Source organism: Lentzea sp. CA-135723 (genome assembly GCF_050936595.1).
GTDB lineage: Bacteria > Actinomycetota > Actinomycetes > Mycobacteriales > Pseudonocardiaceae > Lentzea.
In genome coordinates this window covers 2132141-2150415 of record NZ_JBNJMK010000001.1, presented here as the reverse complement: position 1 = coordinate 2150415, position 18275 = coordinate 2132141, and the positions used below count along the sequence as shown (strand labels likewise).

The 18275-nt window shown below is 68.9% G+C and carries 17 protein-coding genes; 13 read left to right on the top strand and 4 right to left on the bottom strand.

Annotation, left to right across the window (positions count from 1 at the left end):
* Positions 1 to 129 precede the first annotated feature (129 nt).
* The 3 genes from ACQEU1_RS09310 to ACQEU1_RS09300 all read right to left on the bottom strand — a co-directional run bounded on the left by ACQEU1_RS09310 (position 130) and on the right by ACQEU1_RS09300 (position 2173).
* Complete coding sequence (locus ACQEU1_RS09310) at positions 130 to 627, bottom strand: COG4315 family predicted lipoprotein (protein ID WP_433198342.1); 498 nt, start codon at positions 625 to 627, stop codon at positions 130 to 132.
* 249 nt (positions 628 to 876) lie between these two features.
* Positions 877 to 1494, bottom strand: coding sequence for a TetR/AcrR family transcriptional regulator (locus ACQEU1_RS09305; protein WP_433198340.1), 618 nt, complete (start codon positions 1492 to 1494; stop codon positions 877 to 879).
* A gap of 91 nt (positions 1495 to 1585) precedes the next feature.
* Positions 1586 to 2173, bottom strand: a complete 588-nt coding sequence (locus ACQEU1_RS09300) for a D-alanyl-D-alanine carboxypeptidase family protein (RefSeq protein ID WP_433198338.1) — start codon at positions 2171 to 2173, stop codon at positions 1586 to 1588.
* A 280-nt stretch (positions 2174 to 2453) separates the two neighbouring features.
* On the opposite strand from ACQEU1_RS09300, the gene ACQEU1_RS09295 reads away from it, so the two are divergent.
* The 4 genes from ACQEU1_RS09295 to ACQEU1_RS09280 all read left to right on the top strand — a co-directional run bounded on the left by ACQEU1_RS09295 (position 2454) and on the right by ACQEU1_RS09280 (position 6751).
* Positions 2454 to 2810 (top strand): SSI family serine proteinase inhibitor, encoded by a 357-nt coding sequence (locus tag ACQEU1_RS09295; protein WP_433198336.1) that lies wholly within the window; start codon positions 2454 to 2456, stop codon positions 2808 to 2810.
* Between the two features lie 132 nt (positions 2811 to 2942).
* A complete protein-coding gene (locus ACQEU1_RS09290) occupies positions 2943 to 4040 on the top strand; it encodes a calcium:proton antiporter (protein WP_433198334.1) in 1098 nt (365 codons plus the stop codon).
* A gap of 136 nt (positions 4041 to 4176) precedes the next feature.
* Entirely contained in the window at positions 4177 to 5511 is a 1335-nt protein-coding gene (locus ACQEU1_RS09285; RefSeq protein WP_433198332.1) for an FAD-binding oxidoreductase, read from the top strand.
* A 109-nt stretch (positions 5512 to 5620) separates the two neighbouring features.
* Positions 5621 to 6751, top strand: coding sequence for a lipase family protein (locus tag ACQEU1_RS09280; RefSeq protein WP_433198330.1), 1131 nt, complete (start codon positions 5621 to 5623; stop codon positions 6749 to 6751).
* Here ACQEU1_RS09280 and ACQEU1_RS09275 read toward each other — a convergent pair.
* Complete coding sequence (locus ACQEU1_RS09275; protein ID WP_433198328.1) at positions 6741 to 7193, bottom strand: DUF3291 domain-containing protein; 453 nt, start codon at positions 7191 to 7193, stop codon at positions 6741 to 6743. The two genes, ACQEU1_RS09280 and ACQEU1_RS09275, sit on opposite strands and share 11 nt — an antisense overlap.
* Positions 7194 to 7218: 25 nt before the next feature.
* Here ACQEU1_RS09275 and ACQEU1_RS09270 point away from each other — a divergent pair, with 25 nt between their 5' ends.
* The 9 genes from ACQEU1_RS09270 (at position 7219) to ACQEU1_RS09230 (ending at position 18242) form a co-directional block, all read left to right on the top strand.
* Positions 7219 to 8148, top strand: coding sequence for a D-2-hydroxyacid dehydrogenase family protein (locus ACQEU1_RS09270; protein ID WP_433198326.1), 930 nt, complete (start codon positions 7219 to 7221; stop codon positions 8146 to 8148).
* A gap of 34 nt (positions 8149 to 8182) precedes the next feature.
* On the top strand, positions 8183 to 8638 hold the full coding sequence (locus tag ACQEU1_RS09265) for an SRPBCC family protein (protein ID WP_433198324.1): 456 nt from the start codon (positions 8183 to 8185) through the stop codon (positions 8636 to 8638).
* Positions 8639 to 8892: 254 nt separating this feature from the next.
* Complete coding sequence (locus tag ACQEU1_RS09260) at positions 8893 to 9981, top strand: mandelate racemase/muconate lactonizing enzyme family protein (RefSeq protein WP_433198322.1); 1089 nt, start codon at positions 8893 to 8895, stop codon at positions 9979 to 9981.
* Positions 9982 to 10025: 44 nt separating this feature from the next.
* A complete protein-coding gene (locus tag ACQEU1_RS09255; RefSeq protein WP_433198320.1) occupies positions 10026 to 11981 on the top strand; it encodes a fibronectin type III domain-containing protein in 1956 nt (651 codons plus the stop codon).
* A gap of 17 nt (positions 11982 to 11998) precedes the next feature.
* On the top strand, positions 11999 to 12958 hold the full coding sequence (locus ACQEU1_RS09250) for a carbohydrate ABC transporter permease (RefSeq protein ID WP_433198318.1): 960 nt from the start codon (positions 11999 to 12001) through the stop codon (positions 12956 to 12958).
* A 10-nt stretch (positions 12959 to 12968) separates the two neighbouring features.
* Entirely contained in the window at positions 12969 to 13850 is an 882-nt protein-coding gene (locus ACQEU1_RS09245; protein ID WP_433198316.1) for a carbohydrate ABC transporter permease, read from the top strand.
* Complete coding sequence (locus tag ACQEU1_RS09240) at positions 13847 to 16000, top strand: glycosyl hydrolase family 95 catalytic domain-containing protein (protein ID WP_433198314.1); 2154 nt, start codon at positions 13847 to 13849, stop codon at positions 15998 to 16000. Before ACQEU1_RS09245 ends, ACQEU1_RS09240 begins: the two co-directional genes overlap by 4 nt.
* Positions 15994 to 16899, top strand: a complete 906-nt coding sequence (locus ACQEU1_RS09235) for an acetylxylan esterase (protein ID WP_433198312.1) — start codon at positions 15994 to 15996, stop codon at positions 16897 to 16899. Before ACQEU1_RS09240 ends, ACQEU1_RS09235 begins: the two co-directional genes overlap by 7 nt.
* The gene (locus ACQEU1_RS09230; protein ID WP_433198310.1) at positions 16896 to 18242 is read left to right on the top strand and encodes an ABC transporter substrate-binding protein; all 1347 of its coding nucleotides are present in this window, start codon (positions 16896 to 16898) and stop codon (positions 18240 to 18242) included. The genes ACQEU1_RS09235 and ACQEU1_RS09230 overlap by 4 nt, the downstream gene beginning before the upstream one ends.
* Positions 18243 to 18275: the final 33 nt, after the last annotated feature.

Sequence of the window (18275 nt, the reverse complement as noted above, 5' to 3'; positions counted from 1 at the left end):
AACGCGACAAACCGGCAACCCTTCGGAGCTGCCGGTTCCAGTGTGTGGCCTCGGCGTCACTGCGCGCTGTCGCGCGAGGCGCCGGAATTTCGGGCCGCGGCGCGGCTCGGAACGCTGCCGAGTCGCGCGCTATTTGGTCGCTTTCGTCCCACTTGGTGAGATCGCGAACCACTTGTCGTCCACGCCGTGGCCGGTCGTGTCGCCCGCCTGCTCGTCGTCCACGTACCGGTAGACCGGCTTGCCCGCGATGGTCACCTGCTCCAGGCCGTCCGGGCGCTTCGTCGTGCCGAGGAGCGCCTGGTCCACTCCCGGCGCCTCGATCCTGCCGCCCGCCGCGAGCAACGGCGGCCACACGAGGGTGCAGTCGGGTTCGAGACAGGTCGGCTTGGACGGTCCGTCCTGGACGGTGAAGTAGAGCGTGTAGCGCTCGCGGTCGGCGACGACGGCACCGACCGCGGGCGACTCCTCGACCTGCAGTTTCGCGATGTCTCCCGGCAACACCTTGGTGGGCCCCACGACCGGACCGGCAGCGGCCTCCGGTTCGGCGGGTGAGGCGGTCTCCTCCTCCGGCGGTGCGGAGCAGGCACCCAGGCACACGAGAAGCACGAGAACGGCGAAACGGCTCACACGGGGGATTACGGACAACGGTGCGTCAGTGGTTCATCGGCAGCGGGGCGGCCCGGCACGCGTGTCGTAGGCCTCGACGTCCGCGACCGCGGTGACGCCGGTCGGATGCCGCCGATGACGTGCACGTGCCGGCCGAGCGCCGTGACGCTGTGCACCTGACGCGGGCCGGCGGCGATCGGGGCGCGCACACCGGACCTCACGCCGGGCGAACTGGGGGATCCCGCGTGAACTGCCGGCGACCCTCGGGAGCTAGCTGCGCGTGATCGCCGCGAGCATCAGGTCGCGGATCTCGGCGGCGATCTCGTCGATGGCGAGCGGTGGTTCGTGCGCCTGCCACTCGCGCAGCAGGCCCGTGATCGCGCCGACGAGCGCGATGGCCGTGAGCCGGTAGGAGCGTTGAGGGGCCACGCCCGCCGCCGCCGCTCTCAGCGCCTCCGACTCGATGAACTCCGCCCAGGTGTTCACCCACCGCACGTGCTGCTGCTCGATCTCCGCGTTCACGCCCACGGCCTCGACGTAGTTGAGGCGCGGTGCGCGCGGGTCGGCCGTGACGCTGCGGACGAAGACCTCCAGCAGCGTCGTGATCCGGGTGCCCAGGTCGGCGCTCGCCAGTTCGGCCATCGCCGTGCGGACCTCGGTGAACGCGGTGGCGTTGATCAGGTCGTGCAGCTCGCGCAGCAGTTCTTCCTTGGAGGCGAACTCCTCGTAGAAGTTGCGCGTGGAGACGCCCGCCTCGGTGCACAGCTCGGAGATCCTGGTCGCGGTGAACCCGGCGCTCGTGAACAGCTGGAGGCCCGCCTGCAGCAGCTTCGCCCGGCGTTCCGCCCTGCGCTGCTCGGGTGAGATTCCGCCGTAGGCACGGGCCACCGGGGGCGCTCCGATCTGGTAACTGGGCTTGTCAGATTACGTCCGCGCAACCTCGCCCGCACGTCAGGCGTCTAGACCTTTGCGCGGGGGTTCAGCTTCCCGTCGCACTGGGGAGGAGGGCGGGGCAACCCGTCCCGGGGTAGTCGGCGTTGTACTCGAAATGCCACTGCTCGTTTTCGTAACGGCGGCACCAGCCGAGGGTGTTGCCGTTTTTCTCGACCCATTGGGCGGATTCGACCGGCTGAACGTCGACCGCGATTCCGATCACGTGCATGGAACGGTCGGGCGGGTTCAGCACGTACTTCGACGCCAATTCTTCGGTGCCGAACTTCTTGACCGCCTCGTCGAACTCCGCCTGCTGCTGCGCACGGCTGCGCTTGCCGTCGTTCAGGCAGAGCGTGACGCCCTGCTCAGAGGCCTTCTGGCGGAGCTTCAGCCATGCCTGGAGCACCTCGGGCCGGAGGCCTTCCGGCTTCTCGTCGAAGTAGCGCGCGTCGATCGCGCAGTTCGGTCCGTCCTTCGGGCCCGGCACTTCTTCGTAGATCGCGAGCGGCTTTCCCGGATGGCGGTCGAACACGAGCGTCAATCTGCCCAGGTAACCCAGCGCGCCGCCGGCGGAAACCACGAGTGTGACGATCAGCAGCACGCCGAACACGACGCGTCTGGAGGTCTTGGACATGAATCGGATAATACGTCGTTTGCCGCGGTGGTCTGTCAGCAACCCGTAACAGTCCGTCGGCGGCTGCGTCCCGGTGAACGTGGCGAGCGACACATCCGTTCGGCCCAACCATACTTTCGATGCAGTGGGTGAATGTGATCGGTGAACAGTTCCTGGCCCCTTTCGCGGCGGTGATTCCGGGTGGCAACATCTGCGGCGGCCGAGAACCGGCCCGTTTTTGTGAGGTCTCAGGAGGACCGCTTTCATGTCCGGCCGCATTTGTGCGTTCGTTGCTCTGTTCGTGTCGCTTTTCGCCTTCGCCGGCACCGCCCAGGCCGCTCCAGCGGCACGCGGGACCACCGCTCTGGTGCTGACCGCCCAGTACTCCGAGTTCGACGGCAACGCCTTCAAGGCCACCGTCCTGACCTGCGAACGAGGTGACCAGCACCCGCGCAGGGCCCTCGCCTGCGCGACGCTCGCCTCCGCCGGTGTGCAGCTCGCGACCATGCGGGCGGACGACCGGGCGTGCACCTTCCACTACGCGCCCGTCGAGGTCGCGATGTTCGGGTTCTGGCGCGGCCAGCCCGTGAACGAGGTGCACACCTACCCGAACTCGTGCGTGATGGTGGCGCACACGGGTGCCCTCTTCGATTTCTGACGATCGAACACGGCACCAAAAAGAAATGTGGGGCGGGGCGCGGCAGGGGCGCTCCGCTCCACATTTTCTTGCGGCCGAAATCACTGCTGCGCCGAATGGCGGAAGGCCAGTCCGGTATGCGAAGGTGTGATCATGGCCGCCGCCCCGCGCTTCCCGCTGCTCCACTGGACGACCATCACCCCGATCGCCGGCGTGCTCCTGCTCGCCCTCTTCTGGGGACGTGACCTCGGGGGCGTGCTCGTCGCGCTCGTCGCCGTCGTCCTCGCCGCGACCGTGCTCGCCGCCGTGCACCACGCGGAGGTGGTCGCGCTGCGGGTCGGCGAACCCTTCGGCTCCCTGGTCCTCGCGGTCGCGGTGACGATCATCGAGGTGGCCCTGATCGTCACGTTGATGGTGTCCGGCGGCCCCGAGGCGTCGTCACTGGCCCGCGACACCGTGTTCGCCGCGGTCATGATCACCACGAACGGCATCGTCGGCATCGCGCTGCTGCTCGGCGCGCTGAAGCACCACACGATCCTGTTCAACGCGGAGGGTAGCGGCGGCGCGCTCGCCACCGTGATCACCCTCGCCACGCTCACCCTGGTGCTGCCGACGTTCACCACCTCGACGCCCGGCCCGGAGTTCTCCGGCCCGCAGCTCGCGTTCGCGGCGTTCGCGTCGCTGGGCCTGTACGCGATGTTCGTGTTCACCCAGACCGTCCGGCACCGCGACTTCTTCCTCCCCGTCGACGAGGACGGCGTGATCGAGGCCGACGAGCACGCCGAGGCGCCGACCGGCAAGGCCGCGCTGACCTCGCTCGCGTTCCTGCTCGTCGCCCTGATCGCGGTGGTCGGCCTGGCCAAGATCGAGTCGCCCGCGATCGAGGCGGGCGTGCGCGCGGCGGGGTTCCCGCAGTCGTTCGTCGGCGTCGTGATCGCGTTGCTCGTCCTGCTGCCGGAGACCATCGCCGCCGCGCGGGCCGCGTTGCGCGACCGGATCCAGACCAGCATCAACCTCGGCTACGGGTCGGCGATCGCGTCCATCGGCCTCACCATCCCGACCATCGCGCTGGCGACGATCTGGCTGGACGGGCCGTTGATGCTCGGGCTCGGGCCGATGCAGATGATCCTGCTGCTGCTGACGGTGCTGGTCAGCGTCCTGACGATCGTGCCGGGCCGGGCGACGCGTCTGCAGGGTGGCGTGCACCTGCTTCTGCTGGCGGCGTTCCTGTTCCTGGCTGTGAACCCGTAGCCGGTCTTCGTCCCGGTCGCTTGATCCGTTGTGCCCCGGTTTGTCCGACTCCTACGTTCGTGGGATGTTGCGTCGCAGGGCACTTCTGCAAACGGCCGCGCTCGGAGCTGTGTCGGCAGTAGTCGGAAAGTCCACAATGGACGTCCAGCTGATCAGGCCCGGCGACGCCGCCTACAGAGACGCCAAGCTCGGCTACTTCACGCACTACGACGCCCAACGCCCGAGCGCGATCGCCCGCGTCGTGTCGCCGGCGGACGTCCAGCGCTGCATCGAGATCGCGCGTGCCGACCGGACCCGCATCACCGCACGGTGCGGCGGACACAGCTATCCCGGCTACTCCACGGCGGACGGCGCGCTGGTCGTGGACGTGCGCGGACTCAACAGGATCGACGTGCGCGCGGACGGCACGGTCGAGGTCGGCGCGGGCGTGCTGCTGATGGACCTCTACATCGCGCTGGCCGGCGCCGGGCGGATGATGCCGGCCGGCACGTGCGCGACCGTGGGCATCTCAGGGTTGACGTTGGGCGGCGGCATCGGGGTGACCGCGCGGGCGTTCGGGCTCACCTGCGACCGGCTGGTCAGTGCGCGGATCGTGACGCCGGACGGGGTTCATCGCACCGTGTCGGCTGCCGAGAACGCTGACCTGTTCTGGGCGTTGCGCGGCGGTGGTGGCGGGAACTTCGGCATCGTCACGTCGTTCGTGTTCCGCACCGAGCCCGCGCGCAACCTGACGACGTTCACGCTCCAGTTCCCCTCGGCCGCGCTGCCGTCGTTGCTGAGCGTGTGGCCGGACTGGCAGGGCAAGGCGCCGGATGCGGTGACCTCGACCGTTGGCGTGGGCAGCGGCGCGAACCCGCACGTCGAGGTCGGCGGCTGTTTCGTCGGCTCGCCCACCCAGCTCAAACCGCTGCTCGACGACCTGGTGCGCCGGGTCGGCTCGCAGCCGTCCTCGCGGCGGGAGACCGAGCAGAGCTTCCTGTCGGCGATGGAACGGTTCGCGTGGTGCCGGGTGAACGACGGCTCGTGCAGGCCGAGCTGGAACGGCGGCGGGGGCTCGCAGTCGCGCGGCAGCTACGTGGCCACGTCGCGCATGCTGACCAAGCCGATCAGCGACCCGCAGCAGCTCGCCGACATCTTCAAGAGCACGCCCAACTCGTACAACATGATCGACGCCCTGGGCGGTGCGGTGGCGCGTGGGCCCGCTTCCGCGTTCCCGCACCGCACGGCGCTGGCGAGCATCCAGGTGGAGTGCACGCTGGCCGCGGGGGAGGCGAACGCGCGGCGGGCCATGGGTGTGGCGCGCGACGAGCTCGGGAAGATGTTCGGCGCCAACGGGTACGTGAACTACCTCGACCCGCAGATGCCGAACTGGGCGCAGGCGTACTACGGCTCGTCGCTGACCCGGCTTCGCGAGGTGGTGCGGAAGTACGACCCGGACCGGGTGTTCGCGTTCGCCCAGGGGATCGCGTGACTCCCCGCGCCACCCGAACGTGAATCCATCAAGCCGAACAGCCTATTGCTCCGCTGCTGCGTTCAGCCCTACATTGCGGTAACGCCGGTTACCACAAAGGGGTCCAACGATGCAGCTCCGCGCCGTGCTCGCCGCCGTCCTCCTGTTATTCACCCTGGTCACACCCGCTTCCGCGGCCGCGCCGGGTGAGTTGGTCAGCAGCAGGGAGGTGGCGTGGCACCCGGAACCGCTCAGGCTGCTCCCGGCGCCGGTGAAGGCCTACGACATCCGGTACCGCTCGACGACAGCCACGGGCGGGAGCACGGTCGTGTCGGGCATGGTGCTCGTGTCGCCGTTGCCGTGGAACAACGGGCCGCGGCCGATCGTGGCGTACGCGATGGGTACGCAGGGCATGGGCGACCAGTGCGCGCCGTCGCGGCAGCTGCAGGGCGGGACCGAGGTCGAGATCGCGTTCCTCGCGCAGGCGATGCTCAAGGGGTGGGCGGTCGCCGTGACCGACTACGAAGGCCTTGGCACGCCTGGGGATCACACGTACGCGGTGTCGCGTTCGGAGGGACGCGCGCTGCTCGACGTGGCGCGGGCGGCGAGTGGCGTTTCCGGTCTGTCCGCTGACGCGCCGGTCGGCGTTTTCGGCTACTCGCAGGGAGGTCAGGCCGCGTCGTCCGCCGCCGAGCAGTGGAAGTCCTATGCGCCGGAGCTGAACGTCGTCGGCGTCGCGGCCGGGGGAGTACCGGCCGACCTGAACGCGGTCGCGAAGTTCAACGACGGCAACGCCGGCTCGGGTCTGGTGTTCGCTGCCGCCGCGGGCTACGCCGCCGCCTACCCGGAGCTGCCGCTGTCGGACGTGCTGAACGCGCGGGGCAAGCAGGTGATCGACCGGATCCGTGCGGCGTGCGTCGCCGAGATCGCGTTGGTGGCGCCGTTCACGCGGCTGAACTCGCTCACCACCACGCCGGACGTCATCCAGAACCCGTTGTGGCAGAAGAGGTTGAAGGAGAACACGCTCGGCTCGGTCAAGCCCGCCGCGCCCGTCTACCTCTACCACGGCACGCTCGACGAGCTGATCCCGTTCGGCGTCGGGCAGAAGCTGCGCTCGCAGTGGTGCTCGCTCGGCGCCGACGTGCAGTGGACGCCGCTGCCGCTGCTCGGGCACGTCACCGCCGTCAGCGCGTGGGGCACGAACGCCATGAACTGGCTGGGCGACCGCTTCGCCGGCAGGCAGACCCGCCCTAACTGCTAGGACACGGGAACCGGCGCCGGAAGGTGAACCCCTCCGGCGTCGGGCCCTCCGCGTGAACCAGCTCCAACTTCGCCAGGCCTTCCTCGGTCGTCGGCCGGTGCCCGGCGGGGATCCACCACATGACGTCGAGCGCGCTCCCCGGCTCGAACCACTGCTCGGTGCGCTTCACCGCCTCGAGGTGGACGCCGCCGAACGCGAACGCCCACAACGACTCCACCGACTCCCACACGCTCAGGTTGTAGGCCTCCCGCATCGGGTCGCGTCCCAGCCGCAGCAGGTCGTTCATCATCCGCTCCGAGGTCGGCCGCCACACGAACCCCGGCGCCTCGACAGCGAGGTCGTTGATCGCGTCCACCCGGCTCGCGAACCCGCGCATCCTCCAGTGGTCGAACGCCCACCGCCCGGTCGAGATGTTGGCCTGTGCCAGGTGGAAGGCTCCCATGTGCCTACTCTGACATGATCAGGCCATGCGGTGTGTGGTGCTCGACGACTACCAGGGCGTGGCGCTCGCGAACGCCGACTGGTCAGGCCTCGACGTGACGGTGCAGCGCGAGCACCTGGCTGATCCCGCGGCCGCGCTGGCCGATGCCGAGTGCGTCGTGATCATGCGCGAACGCACGCCCTTCGACGCGGCGCTGATCGCGCGGCTGCCCCGGTTGAAGCTGCTGATCACCAGCGGCATGCGCAACGCCGCGATCGACCTGGACGCGGCCCGCGCCGCGGGCGTCACCGTCTGCGGCACCGGCAGCGCCAAGACCCCGCCGGCCGAGCTGACCTGGGCGTTGCTCCTCGGCCTCGCCCGGCACGTCGCGGCCGAGAACGCAGCCTTCCACGCCGGTGGCCCGTGGCAGAGCACGGTCGGCACCGACCTCGCCGGTCGCACGCTGGGCCTGCTCGGCTTCGGCCACATCGGCCGTGCCGTCGCCCGCGTGGGCCGGGCGTTCGGCATGGACATGGTGGCGTGGAGCCAGAACCTGACCCTCGAGAAAGTCGAACCCGAGGGCGTGCGGCTCGCGTCGGGCCTGCACGACCTGCTGGCGCAGAGCGACTTCGCGTCCATCCACGTCGTGCTGAGCGACCGCACCCGCGGCCTGGTCGACGCGGCCGCGCTGGCCTGCCTGAAGCCCACGTCGTTCCTGGTCAACACCTCCCGCGCGGCGATCGTCGACCCGGATGCGTTGCTGGAGGCGCTGCGGACCGGCCGCATCGCCGGCGCGGGCCTCGACGTCTTCGAGGTGGAGCCGCTCCCGCTGACCGACGAGCTGCGCGCGTTGCCCACCGTCCTCGCCACCCCGCACCTCGGCTACGTCACCGAGGCCAACTACCGCACCTACTTCACCGAGGCCGTGGAGAACATCCACGCCTTCCTCGCGGGTGAACCGATCCGGCAGCTCTAGCCCAGAGTTACCTACCGGTAGTAAGTTCGGCTTCATGACGCCGGACGCCTCCGCGCACATCGATGTCGCCGCCCCGCCGCAGCGGGTGTTCGAGCTGGTCAGCTCGCTGCGCGAGCTCGGCCGGTGCGCCGAGGAGTACTCCGGCGGCCGCTGGCTGAACGCACCGGGTCCGCAGGTCGGCGCCCGGTTCCGCGGCGTCAACCGGCGCGGCTGGCGGGTCTGGCCCACCACGTCCACCGTCACCGACTGCACGGAGACGCGGTTCGCGTTCGAGGTGAGGTCGCTGGGGCTCGCGGTGTCGCGCTGGCAGTACGACATCGAGGAGACGCCCGAGGGGTGCCGCGTCACCGAGTCGACCTGGGACCGCAGGCCCGGCTGGTACGTGCCGATCACCCAGCTGGCCACCGGAGTGCGGGACCGCGCCGTGACGAACCAGCGCAACATCGAGGCGACCCTGCAACGGCTGAAGCACGCCGCCGAGTCGGCTTGATCGTTCCTGTCCACTTCGCGGCAACCGGACAGAAACACTCACATATTCACTCACACTCCAACATGCCTCAACAGCACTGATCAGGGCGTTGAGCTGCAGACATCGGAGGACCGGAACGAGATCCGGTTGCGGTGAGTCATTGAAAACGCTCTCATGGGCGTGGGACGGTGGCCAAACGACCGTTGACACGCTTGTGATGCCCTTGTTCAATCCCCGTCAAATATCCTATAGGATCAGAGATCCGAGGAGTTGGCGTGGCGAAGGTCGTGCGTGCTCAGGCGTTCCAGGTCGACGTCCCGGTCGAGACGGTGCGCACCGACGCGGTCCAGCAGTTCGTCCAGCAGGAGACCGTGTTCGTCGAGGTCACGACGGACGACGGGCTCACCGGCCTGGGCTACGCCTACACGATCGGCACGGGCGGCAGTTCGGTCCTCGCCCTCCTGAAAGACCACCTGCTGCCGCGTCTCGAAGGCGTTGACGCACGCCGGATCGAGCACGTCTGGCACGACCTGTTCGCGTCCACGCGGTCGACGACGGTCGGTGCGATCACCTCGCTCGCCCTCGCGGCCGTCGACACCGCGTTGTGGGACCTGAAGTGCCTGCGCGCCCAGGAACCGTTGTGGCGCATGGCAGGCGGGTTCCGCCAAGACGTGCCGCTGTACGACACTGAGGGCGGGTGGCTGCACCTCAGCACCGAAGAGCTCGTCGCGGGCGCCAAGGAGACGGCCGCGCAGGGCTGGCAGGGCATCAAGGTGAAGGTCGGCAAGCCGGACCTGACCGAGGACGTCGAACGCCTCGAAGCCGTCCGGGCTGCGGTCGGCGAGCGGTTCGCGATCATGGTGGACGCCAATCAGTCCATGACCGGTGCGGAGGCGATCCGCCGGGCCGACGCGTTTCGCGACGTCAACCTGACCTGGCTGGAAGAGCCGCTGCCGGCCGACGACGTCAGCGGGCACACCAGGCTCGCGAGGACCACGCCGATCCCGATCGCGGTGGGGGAGTCGCTCTACTCGGTGGCGCAGTTCCGCGAGTACCTCGAACGGGGCGCGGCCTCGGTGATCCAGGTCGACGCGGCCCGGATCGGTGGCATCACGCCGTTCCTGAAGGTCGCGCACGTCGCCGAGGCGTTCAACGCGGACGTCTGCCCGCATTTCCTGATGGAGCTGCACGTCAGCCTCGCGGCGGCGCTGCCCAACGGGAAGTTCGTCGAGCACATCCCGCAGCTGCGGGCGATCACCAAGAGCGAGATGACCATCCACAACGGACACGCGCTCGCCCCTGACTCACCGGGTCTCGGCATCGACTGGGACCGCGACGCGATGGACGACCTCCGCGCCAGATGAGCAGCAGTCGCTGAAACAGCACGAGAAATCACAAAGGAGTGGTCTTGAGAGCGTTAGGTGTCGTTGCCGGCCTGCTCGCGTCGCTGATCGCGGTCCCGGCGGCCCAAGCCCAAGCACCCGCGACCCAGCAGACCGCGGCCAAAGCCGAGAAGCCCTACATGGGCTGGAGCAGCTGGACGTTGCAGGCGACCAACTACCCCGGCGTCAACCCGGACGGCCCGGCCAGCTGGCTGAACGAGAAGAACGTGCTGGCGCAGGCGGACGTGCTGGCCGCGAAGTTCAAGAAGGCCGGCTACGACCACGTGAACGTCGACGCGGGCTGGCTCGGCTCGTTCGACGAGTACGGCAGGCCGGTGGTGGACGCGAAGAAGTTCCCGCGTGGCTTCAAGTTCCTGGGCGACTACATCCACGGCAAGGGGATGAAGTTCGGCTCCTACCTCGCGGTCGGCCTGGACCCCAAGGCGTACAACGACGGCAAGACGCCGATCTTCAACGCGCCCGGCTGCACCACCAAGGACGTCGTCTACCCCGACCTGCGCAAGACCAACGGGTGGGACTCGGCCTACAAGATGGACTTCGCGAACCCGTGCTCGCAGAAGTACATCGACTCGCTCGCGCAGACGCTCGCGGGCTGGGGCGTCGACTTCCTCAAGCTCGACGGCGTCGGTCCCGGCAGCTTCCGCGGCGGCGAGCGCTACGACAACACCAGCGACGTCAAGGCGTGGAACTCGGCGCTGAAGAGCACCGGGCGGCCGATCGAGTTCCTCATCTCGTGGGCGCTCAGCCACCGCCAGGCCGACGTGTGGAAGGCCAACACCAACGGCTGGCGCGTCGACACAGACGTCGAGTGCTACTGCGACACGCTCGTCACCTGGAACGCCTCGGTGAAGCAGCGCTGGAACGACGTCGTGCAGTGGATCGACGACGCGGGCCCCGGCCACTGGAACAACCTCGACAGCCTCGCCGTCGGCAACGGGCAGATGGACGGCCTGACCGAGGCGGAACGCCAGAGCTACATGACGTTGTGGTCGATCTCGTCCTCGCCGCTGTACATCGGCGACGACCTGACGAAGATCGACGACTACGGCTACAAGCTGCTGACCAACGACGAGGTCATCCGCATCAACCAGGCCGGCATCCCCGCCCGCCCGGTCGACCAGTTCTCCGACCAGCAGGTCTGGTACGCCCGCAACCGCGACGGCAGCTACACCGTGGCGCTGTTCAACCTGGGCTCGCGCCCGGCGTCCGTCACGGCCGACTTCGCCAAGCTCGGCATCAGCGGCAACGCCAAGGTCCGCGACGTGTGGGCCAGGAAGGACGTCGGCCAGAAGTCCGGCTCCATCACCGAGGAACTGCCGGTGCACGGCTCGAAGCTGTTCACGATCACCCCGCGCTCCTCGGTCGCGCCGGGCGTCGTGCAGGGCACCGCGGCCACGCCGAACAGCGTCTCCCTGCAGTGGTACGGCAAGACCGGCGTCCGGTACGACGTCTACGCGGGCAACAAGAAGGTCGCCACCACCACGGACACCAAGGCGACGATCAACGGCCTCACCCCGGCCACGGCCTACGAGTTCACCGTCGTGCAGAACGGCGCGCGCTCCAAGCCCGTGAACTTCGTGACGCCCCAGGAAAGCGTGACGTACGAGGCGGAGAAGGGCAGCCCCGGCGGCGGCGCGACCGTCTACGGCTGCGCGTGCTCCGGCGGTAGCAAGGTCGGGTACATCGGCGGCAGCGGCAACCTCACCATGCCGACGATCGTCGCGCCCCGGGAGGGCACGTACCTCGCCGAGCTCGCCTACATCTCCGCCGACGCCAGCAGGACCGGCGTGATCACCGTCAACGGCACCAGCTTCAAGCTGCCGGTCGCCGGCTCCAACGACGACGACTGGAACACGCCGCAGAAGGTCACCGTGCCCCTCTACCTGTTGAAGGGCAACAACACCGTCCGGATCGGCAACCCGGACGACTCCGTGTTCGACGTCGACAGCATTCGCATCTGAGTGGACCAGGAGGCGTCGTGGTGACAACCGTGCAGGACTCCAGCGCCCAGGTCGTGCGTGGCCCCGCCACCGCGACGTCTCCGCCCCGCAAACGCCGGGGCCCCGCCTCGCGCCGCCACGACACGTGGGTCGCGTGGCTGCTCGTCGCCCCCGCGCTCGCCGGGTTCGGCGTGTTCTTCGCCTACCCGATGCTGCGGGGCGTCTACCTCAGCTTCACCGAGTTCCACATCCTCAGCCCGCCCGTGTGGACGGGCCTCGACAACATCGTCGAGCTGATCAACGACACCCGGTTCTGGCACTCGCTGGGCGTCACCGCCTACTTCGTGGTGCTGTCGGTGGTGCTGGGCATCGGCGTCTCGCTGCTCACCGCCGTCGTGCTGCACCGGCTGGGGGTCAACACGACGGTCCGCGGGCTGATGATCCTGCCGTTCCTCATCTCCGGCGTCGTCACGGCGCTGGTGTGGACGTGGATGCTCGACCCGCAGCTCGGCATCGTGAACCAGCTGATCACCTGGGTCACCGGCGAACCGGTCATGTTCTTCGCGTCCGACGACTGGGCGGTGCCCACGCTGGCCGCGCTGAACGTCTGGAAGACCATGGGCTACAACGCGGTCCTCATCTTCGCGGGCCTGCAGACCATTCCGGCGTCGATCTACGAGGCCGGGCGGATCGACGGCGCGTCGGAGTGGCAGCTGTTCCGCTCGCTCACGTTGCCGTTGCTGCGGCCCATCCTGGTGATGGTCGTGATCCTCAACGTGATCAGCTCGACCCAGGTCTTCGACATCGTCCAGGTCAGCACCAAGGGCGGTCCGGCGGACGCGTCGCTGGTGCTGCAGATGTACATCTACGACAAGGCCTTCGGCCAGTTCGACTTCGGTTACGCCGCAACGATGTCGCTCGCGTTGTTCCTGCTGCTCGTCGCGGTCACGTTCACGCAGATGCGGATGGCTCGCGCCGGCGAGTCCGACACCGACTAGAGGAGGCTCGGTGAACCTCTCGATGAAACTCGGCAGGAGCGTTGCCTGGGGCTACCTGGTCGTCGTGCTGCTGGTCACGATCTTCCCGTTCTACTGGATGCTGCGCACCGCGCTGTCCAACAACTTCGCGATGTCGACCGACCCGTCGTCGTTGCTGCCGGTGCACTTAACGTGGGGCCCGTTCAAGCGCGCCCTGGGTCTGGCGAGCCCCGCCGAGGCGGCCGCGGAAGGCGGCTCGGGTGCCAGCATCGATCTCGCGCTGGCGTTGTGGAACTCCGTCGTGTACGCCGGGATCCTGACGATCCTGACGGTCGGGTTGTCGGCGCTGGCCGCCTACGCGTTCGCCCGGTTGCGGTGGAAGGGCCGCGACTTCGTCTTCGGGCTGCTGCTGACGGCGTTGATGGTGCCGTCGGTGTTCACCCTGCTGCCGAACTTCGTGCTGATGAAGGACCTCGGGCTGCTCAACACGTTCGGCGGCATGATCCTGCCGGCCGCGCTGTTCTCCGCGTTCAACATCTTCTTCCTGCGGCAGTTCATGCTCGGGCTCTCGCACGAGGTCGAGGAGGCCGCGATCATCGACGGCGCCGGGCCGCTGCGGGTGTGCTTCCGGATCGTGCTGCCGATGAGCGTCGCGCCGATGGCGACCCTGACGCTGCTGCAGTTCATCACCACCTGGAACGACTACTTCTGGCCGTTGCTCGTCACCAACGACGAGTCGGTCCGTCCGCTCACCCTCGCGCTCGCGGTGTTCAAGCAGTCCTCACCGCAGGCGTCACTGGACTGGGCGGGCCTGATGGCGGCGACGCTGGTCGCGGCGCTGCCGATGTTGCTGCTGTTCGTGGTGTTCGGGCGGCGGCTGGTCAACTCCATCGGCTTCACGGGGATCAAGTGAGACTGCACTGGCCGGCAGCGGCGCAAGAGTGGACCGAGGCGCTGCCCGTGGGCAACGGCCGTCTCGGCGCGATGGTGTTCGGCGGGGCCGGCCGGTCCCGCGTGCAGGTCAACGACGCGACCGTCTGGTCGGGGACCCAGGACGGACCTTCGCGTGCGCTGGCCGGCGTGCTGGCCACCGGTGCCGGTCCCGAACGGCTCGCGCAGGTGCGGGAGGCGATCTTCGGCGGTGACCTGGAACGGGCGACGTCGTTGCTGATGTCGTTCGAGGGCCCGTACAGCCAGACGTTCCTGTCGTACGTGGACCTGTGGATCACGCTGCCGGAGGGCGAGTCGCACGGCCGCACGCTGGACCTCGCGACCGGAGTGGTCACCGAACGGCTGACCATCGACGGCGTCGAGGTCACCAGGCGCGTGTGGGCGTCGGAAACCGCGCTGTGCGTGGAGATCACCGGTGCCGTGCCGTCCGAAGTGGACGTCTCGACGCCGCTGCGGGAGATCAGCCGGGACGGCCTGGACGTCGTGGTCGAGATCCCCGCCGACTCGGCTCCGCGGCACGAGCCGCAGGTCGACGCGCCCGTCTACGGCAACGGCGGACGTGGTTCGGTGACGGTGAAGATCACCGAGGGCGAGCGCTGGCTGCTCACCCTCACGAGCTCGACCACCGCGCAGACGTGGCAGGGGCGGCGGCACGGCAACCACATGACGCTGATGGACGCCTGCGAGGTGCGGTTCGGCGACCTGCCCGAGGTCGTGGACGTGCCGGAGCTGTTGGCCGGCAAGGACGAGCAGCTCATCGCCTCCGTCCTGTTCGCGTACGGCCGGTACCTGCTGGTCTCGTCGTCACGGCCGGGCGCGCCGCCCGCGAACCTGCAGGGGCTGTGGAACGCCGACCTGCGGCCCGCCTGGTCGTCCAACTACACGATCAACATCAACACCCAGATGAACTACTGGGCGGCCGAGGTCACCGGGCTCGCCGAGTGCCACGACCCGTTGCTGGAGCTGCTGGAGAAGCTCGCGGTGACCGGCGCGGACGTCGCCTCACAGCTCTACGGGGCGCGGGGCTGGGTGGCGCACCACAACACCGACGCGTGGGGATGGGCGCTGCCGGTCGGCATGGGCCACGGCGCGCCGTCGTGGGCGATCTGGCAGATGGGCGGCGCCTGGCTGGTCCAGCACGCCTGGGACCACTACGACTTCGCCCGCACCTGGTCCACTTTGGAGCGTGCGTGGCCGTTGCTGCGCGGCTGTGCGGAGTTCTGCCTCGACTGGCTGGTCGAGGGCCCGGACGGCTACCTCGACACGTGCCCGTCGACCTCGCCGGAGAACTGGTTCCTGGTCGACGGCGAGCCGCAGGCGCTGACGTGGTCCGTGACGATGGACGTGGTGCTGATCCGGGCCGTGTTCGAACGGACGTTGGCGCTGGCCCTGGCGTCGGGCCGCGCCGATCCGCTGTTGGCGGAGATCTCGGCCGCGCTGCCTCGCCTCCGGCCCGTGCCGGTGTTCGGCGGACGGCTGGGGGAGTGGGCCGGCGACTTCGTGGAGGAGGACGCCACGCACCGGCACATGTCGCACATGGTGTCCGTGTACCCGCTCGGCCAGATCGTCGCCGGCACCCCACTGGGCGACGCGGCCTTCGAGGTCCTGCACCGGCGCGGCAACGGCGCGATGGGCTGGTCGTGGGCCTGGAAGATGGCGCTGCGGGCCCGGTTGGGCGACGGCGACACCGTGCGTTCGCTGCTGCTGGAGGCCTCGCAGCCGTTCACCGGCGACCGGCACCGCGACGCGCCGGTCGACGGGTCCGAGTGGGGCGGCCTGCTGCCGAACCTGTTCAGCACGCACCCGCCGTTCCAGATCGACGGCAACTACGGCTTCACCGCGGCCCTCGCCGAGGTCGTGGTGCAGAGCCACACCGGCGTGGTCGACGTGCTGCCCGCGCTGCCGTCCGGCTGGTCGACCGGCGCGGCGCGCGGCCTGCGCTGCCGCGGTGGGCTGTCGATCGACGTGACCTGGGACGACGGCGACGTGACGGTGCGGCTGCGGCGGATCTCCGGTGACGCGGCGGAGTTCGTGCCGGTGAGCATCGGCGGCGAGGTCACCGAGGTCGTTGTGAGCGATGTCGTGGAAGTGCGCGGGAGGATCTCTTGCTGACCGACCTGACCCTGGACGCGCTGCGGGAGTACCGCAGCGGCTACGTCCGCCCGGCCGACTTCGACGAGTTCTGGGACTCCACGCTCGCCGACGCGCGGTCGCTCGACCTGGCAGTCGAGGCGGTGTGGGTGGACACCCCGCTGCGCACTCTCGACGTGTACGACGTGTCGTTCGCGGGCTTCGGCGGCGAGCGGATCCACGCCTGGCTGCGCCTGCCGAAAGGCGCAGCCGACCTTCCCGCTGTCGTGCAGTACCACGGCTACGGCGGCAACCGGGGGAGCGCGGTCGAGAACCTGACCTGGGCGAGCGCCGGGTTCGCGCACCTCCAGGTCCAGGTGCGCGACCAGCGCGGCGGCACCGGGTTCATGACCCGCGGCATCGAAGACCGCTCCACCTACTTCTACCGCCGCGTCTTCACCGACGCCGTCCGGGCCGTGGACGCCGTGCGGACGCTGGGACACGCCGACGTGGCCGTGCTCGGCAACAGCCAGGGCGGCGGCATCGCACTCGCCGTGGCGGGCCTGGTCCCCGACCTCAAGGCCTTGCACGCGCAGGCCCCGTTCCTGTGCGACTTCCGGCGGGCGTTGAACGTGGCCGGCAAGCCGCCCTTCACCGAGCTGACCACCTACATCGCCGAGAACCGGCGATCCGGCGTGTTCCCAGCACTGTCCTATTTCGACGGTGTGGGGTTCGCCGCCAGAGCCACGGCCCCCGCGTGGTTCTCGGTCGGCCTGATGGACGACATCGTGCCGCCGTCCACCGTGTTCGGCGCCTACCACGCCTACGCCGGACCCAAGGAGATTGCCGTCTGGGAGCACAGCGCCCACGAGGCGGGCGGCTCCGACGACCTCGACATCGCACTCGACGCCTTCCGATCCCGTCTCTTGGAGAAGCCATGAAAATCGCCGCCGCTGCCCTCGTCGCAGCAACAGCCCTGGTGGTCGCGGGCTGCGGGAGTTCCGATCAGGGCTCCGGCAGCAACACCGTGAACTGGTGGACGTGGGACGACAAGCAGGCCGTCGCCTACGGGGAGTGCGAGAAGGCGTTCGAGGCCGCCAACCCCGGCACGGACATCAAGATCACCCGCTACAACGTCGACGACTACTTCACCAAGCTCACCGCGGGCTTCGTCGCCGGCACCGCCCCCGACGCGTTCCAGAACTCCGTCCAGTTCCTGCAGGCCTACGCCTCGCAGCACCAGCTGATGCCGCTGGACGACCTGATCACCAAGTCCTCTGTGGACCTGAAGAAGTTCTCCGTCGGCGTCGACACCTGGAAGTTCACCGACGGCAAGCAGTACGCCCTGCCGCTCGACTGGGCCGCCTCCGCCCTCTACTACAACGCCGACATGCTCGCCAAGGCAGGCGTCCCCGAGGCCGACGTCCAGAAGCTCACCTGGAACCCCGACGACGGCGGCACGTTCGACAAGGTCGTGGCCCGCCTGACGATCGACAAGAACGGCAGGCACGGCGACGAACCGGGCTTCGACAAGACCCAGATCGCCACCTACGGCATCGGCGCCATGGCGGGCCGCAGCTTCATCGGCGAGACGTCCTGGGCCCCGTTCGTGAACACGCTCGGCTGGCGCCTGGGCGACAAGGACCAGTGGCCGACGAAGTTCAACTACACCGACCCGCGCTTCACCAAGACCATGAAGTGGGTCCTCTCGCTCACCGACCGCGGCTTCTCCCCGAAGCTCGGCACCTTCACCACCGGCAACCAGTCCACCATCTCCGACGTCGACCTGATCGGCTCCGGCAAGGTCGCCATGACCATGGGCGGCTCCTGGTCCGCGCCGTCGTTCGGCAAGATCCCCGGCGTCAAGGTCGGCATCGCCCCCACCGTCCTCGGCCCGGACGGCAAGCGTTCCGTCCTCTCCAACTCCAACGGCAACAACATCTGGGCGGGCACCAAGAACCCGGACCTGACCTGGAAGTGGGTCAGCTTCATGGGCAGCGAGGAGTGCCAGACCAAGGCGGGCGCCACCGGCACGTTCTTCCCGTCGATTCCGGCCGCCATGGACAACACCGTGACCTCGATGAAGTCCCAGGGCGTGGACCTGACCGTCTTCAACCAGTACGTCAAGGACGACGTCCTCTACCCGTCCACCGCCTACGCCAACGGCAGCGCGGTCCAGTCCGGCGAACAACCGCTCTTCGAGGCGTACTTCGCGGGCCAGCGCTCCGACGACGTGTTCGCCGAGATGGAACGCGTCTCGCAGGAGATACTGGCCAAGAACTAGACGGGAGTCTCAGGAGTGGTGTTGCGGATACCG

Excerpts from the sequence above, each read along its gene's own strand:
- ACQEU1_RS09300 (WP_433198338.1), bottom strand. The coding sequence starts at position 2,173 with ATGTCCAAGACCTCCAGACGCGTCGTGTTCGGCGTGCTGCTGATCGTC.
- ACQEU1_RS09290 (WP_433198334.1), top strand. The coding sequence starts at position 2,943 with ATGGCCGCCGCCCCGCGCTTCCCGCTGCTCCACTGGACGACCATCACC.
- ACQEU1_RS09285 (WP_433198332.1), top strand. The coding sequence starts at position 4,177 with ATGGACGTCCAGCTGATCAGGCCCGGCGACGCCGCCTACAGAGACGCC.
- ACQEU1_RS09280 (WP_433198330.1), top strand. The coding sequence starts at position 5,621 with ATGCAGCTCCGCGCCGTGCTCGCCGCCGTCCTCCTGTTATTCACCCTG.
- ACQEU1_RS09275 (WP_433198328.1), bottom strand. The coding sequence starts at position 7,193 with ATGGGAGCCTTCCACCTGGCACAGGCCAACATCTCGACCGGGCGGTGG.
- ACQEU1_RS09270 (WP_433198326.1), top strand. The coding sequence starts at position 7,219 with ATGCGGTGTGTGGTGCTCGACGACTACCAGGGCGTGGCGCTCGCGAAC.
- ACQEU1_RS09265 (WP_433198324.1), top strand. The coding sequence starts at position 8,183 with ATGACGCCGGACGCCTCCGCGCACATCGATGTCGCCGCCCCGCCGCAG.
- ACQEU1_RS09230 (WP_433198310.1), top strand. The coding sequence starts at position 16,896 with ATGAAAATCGCCGCCGCTGCCCTCGTCGCAGCAACAGCCCTGGTGGTC.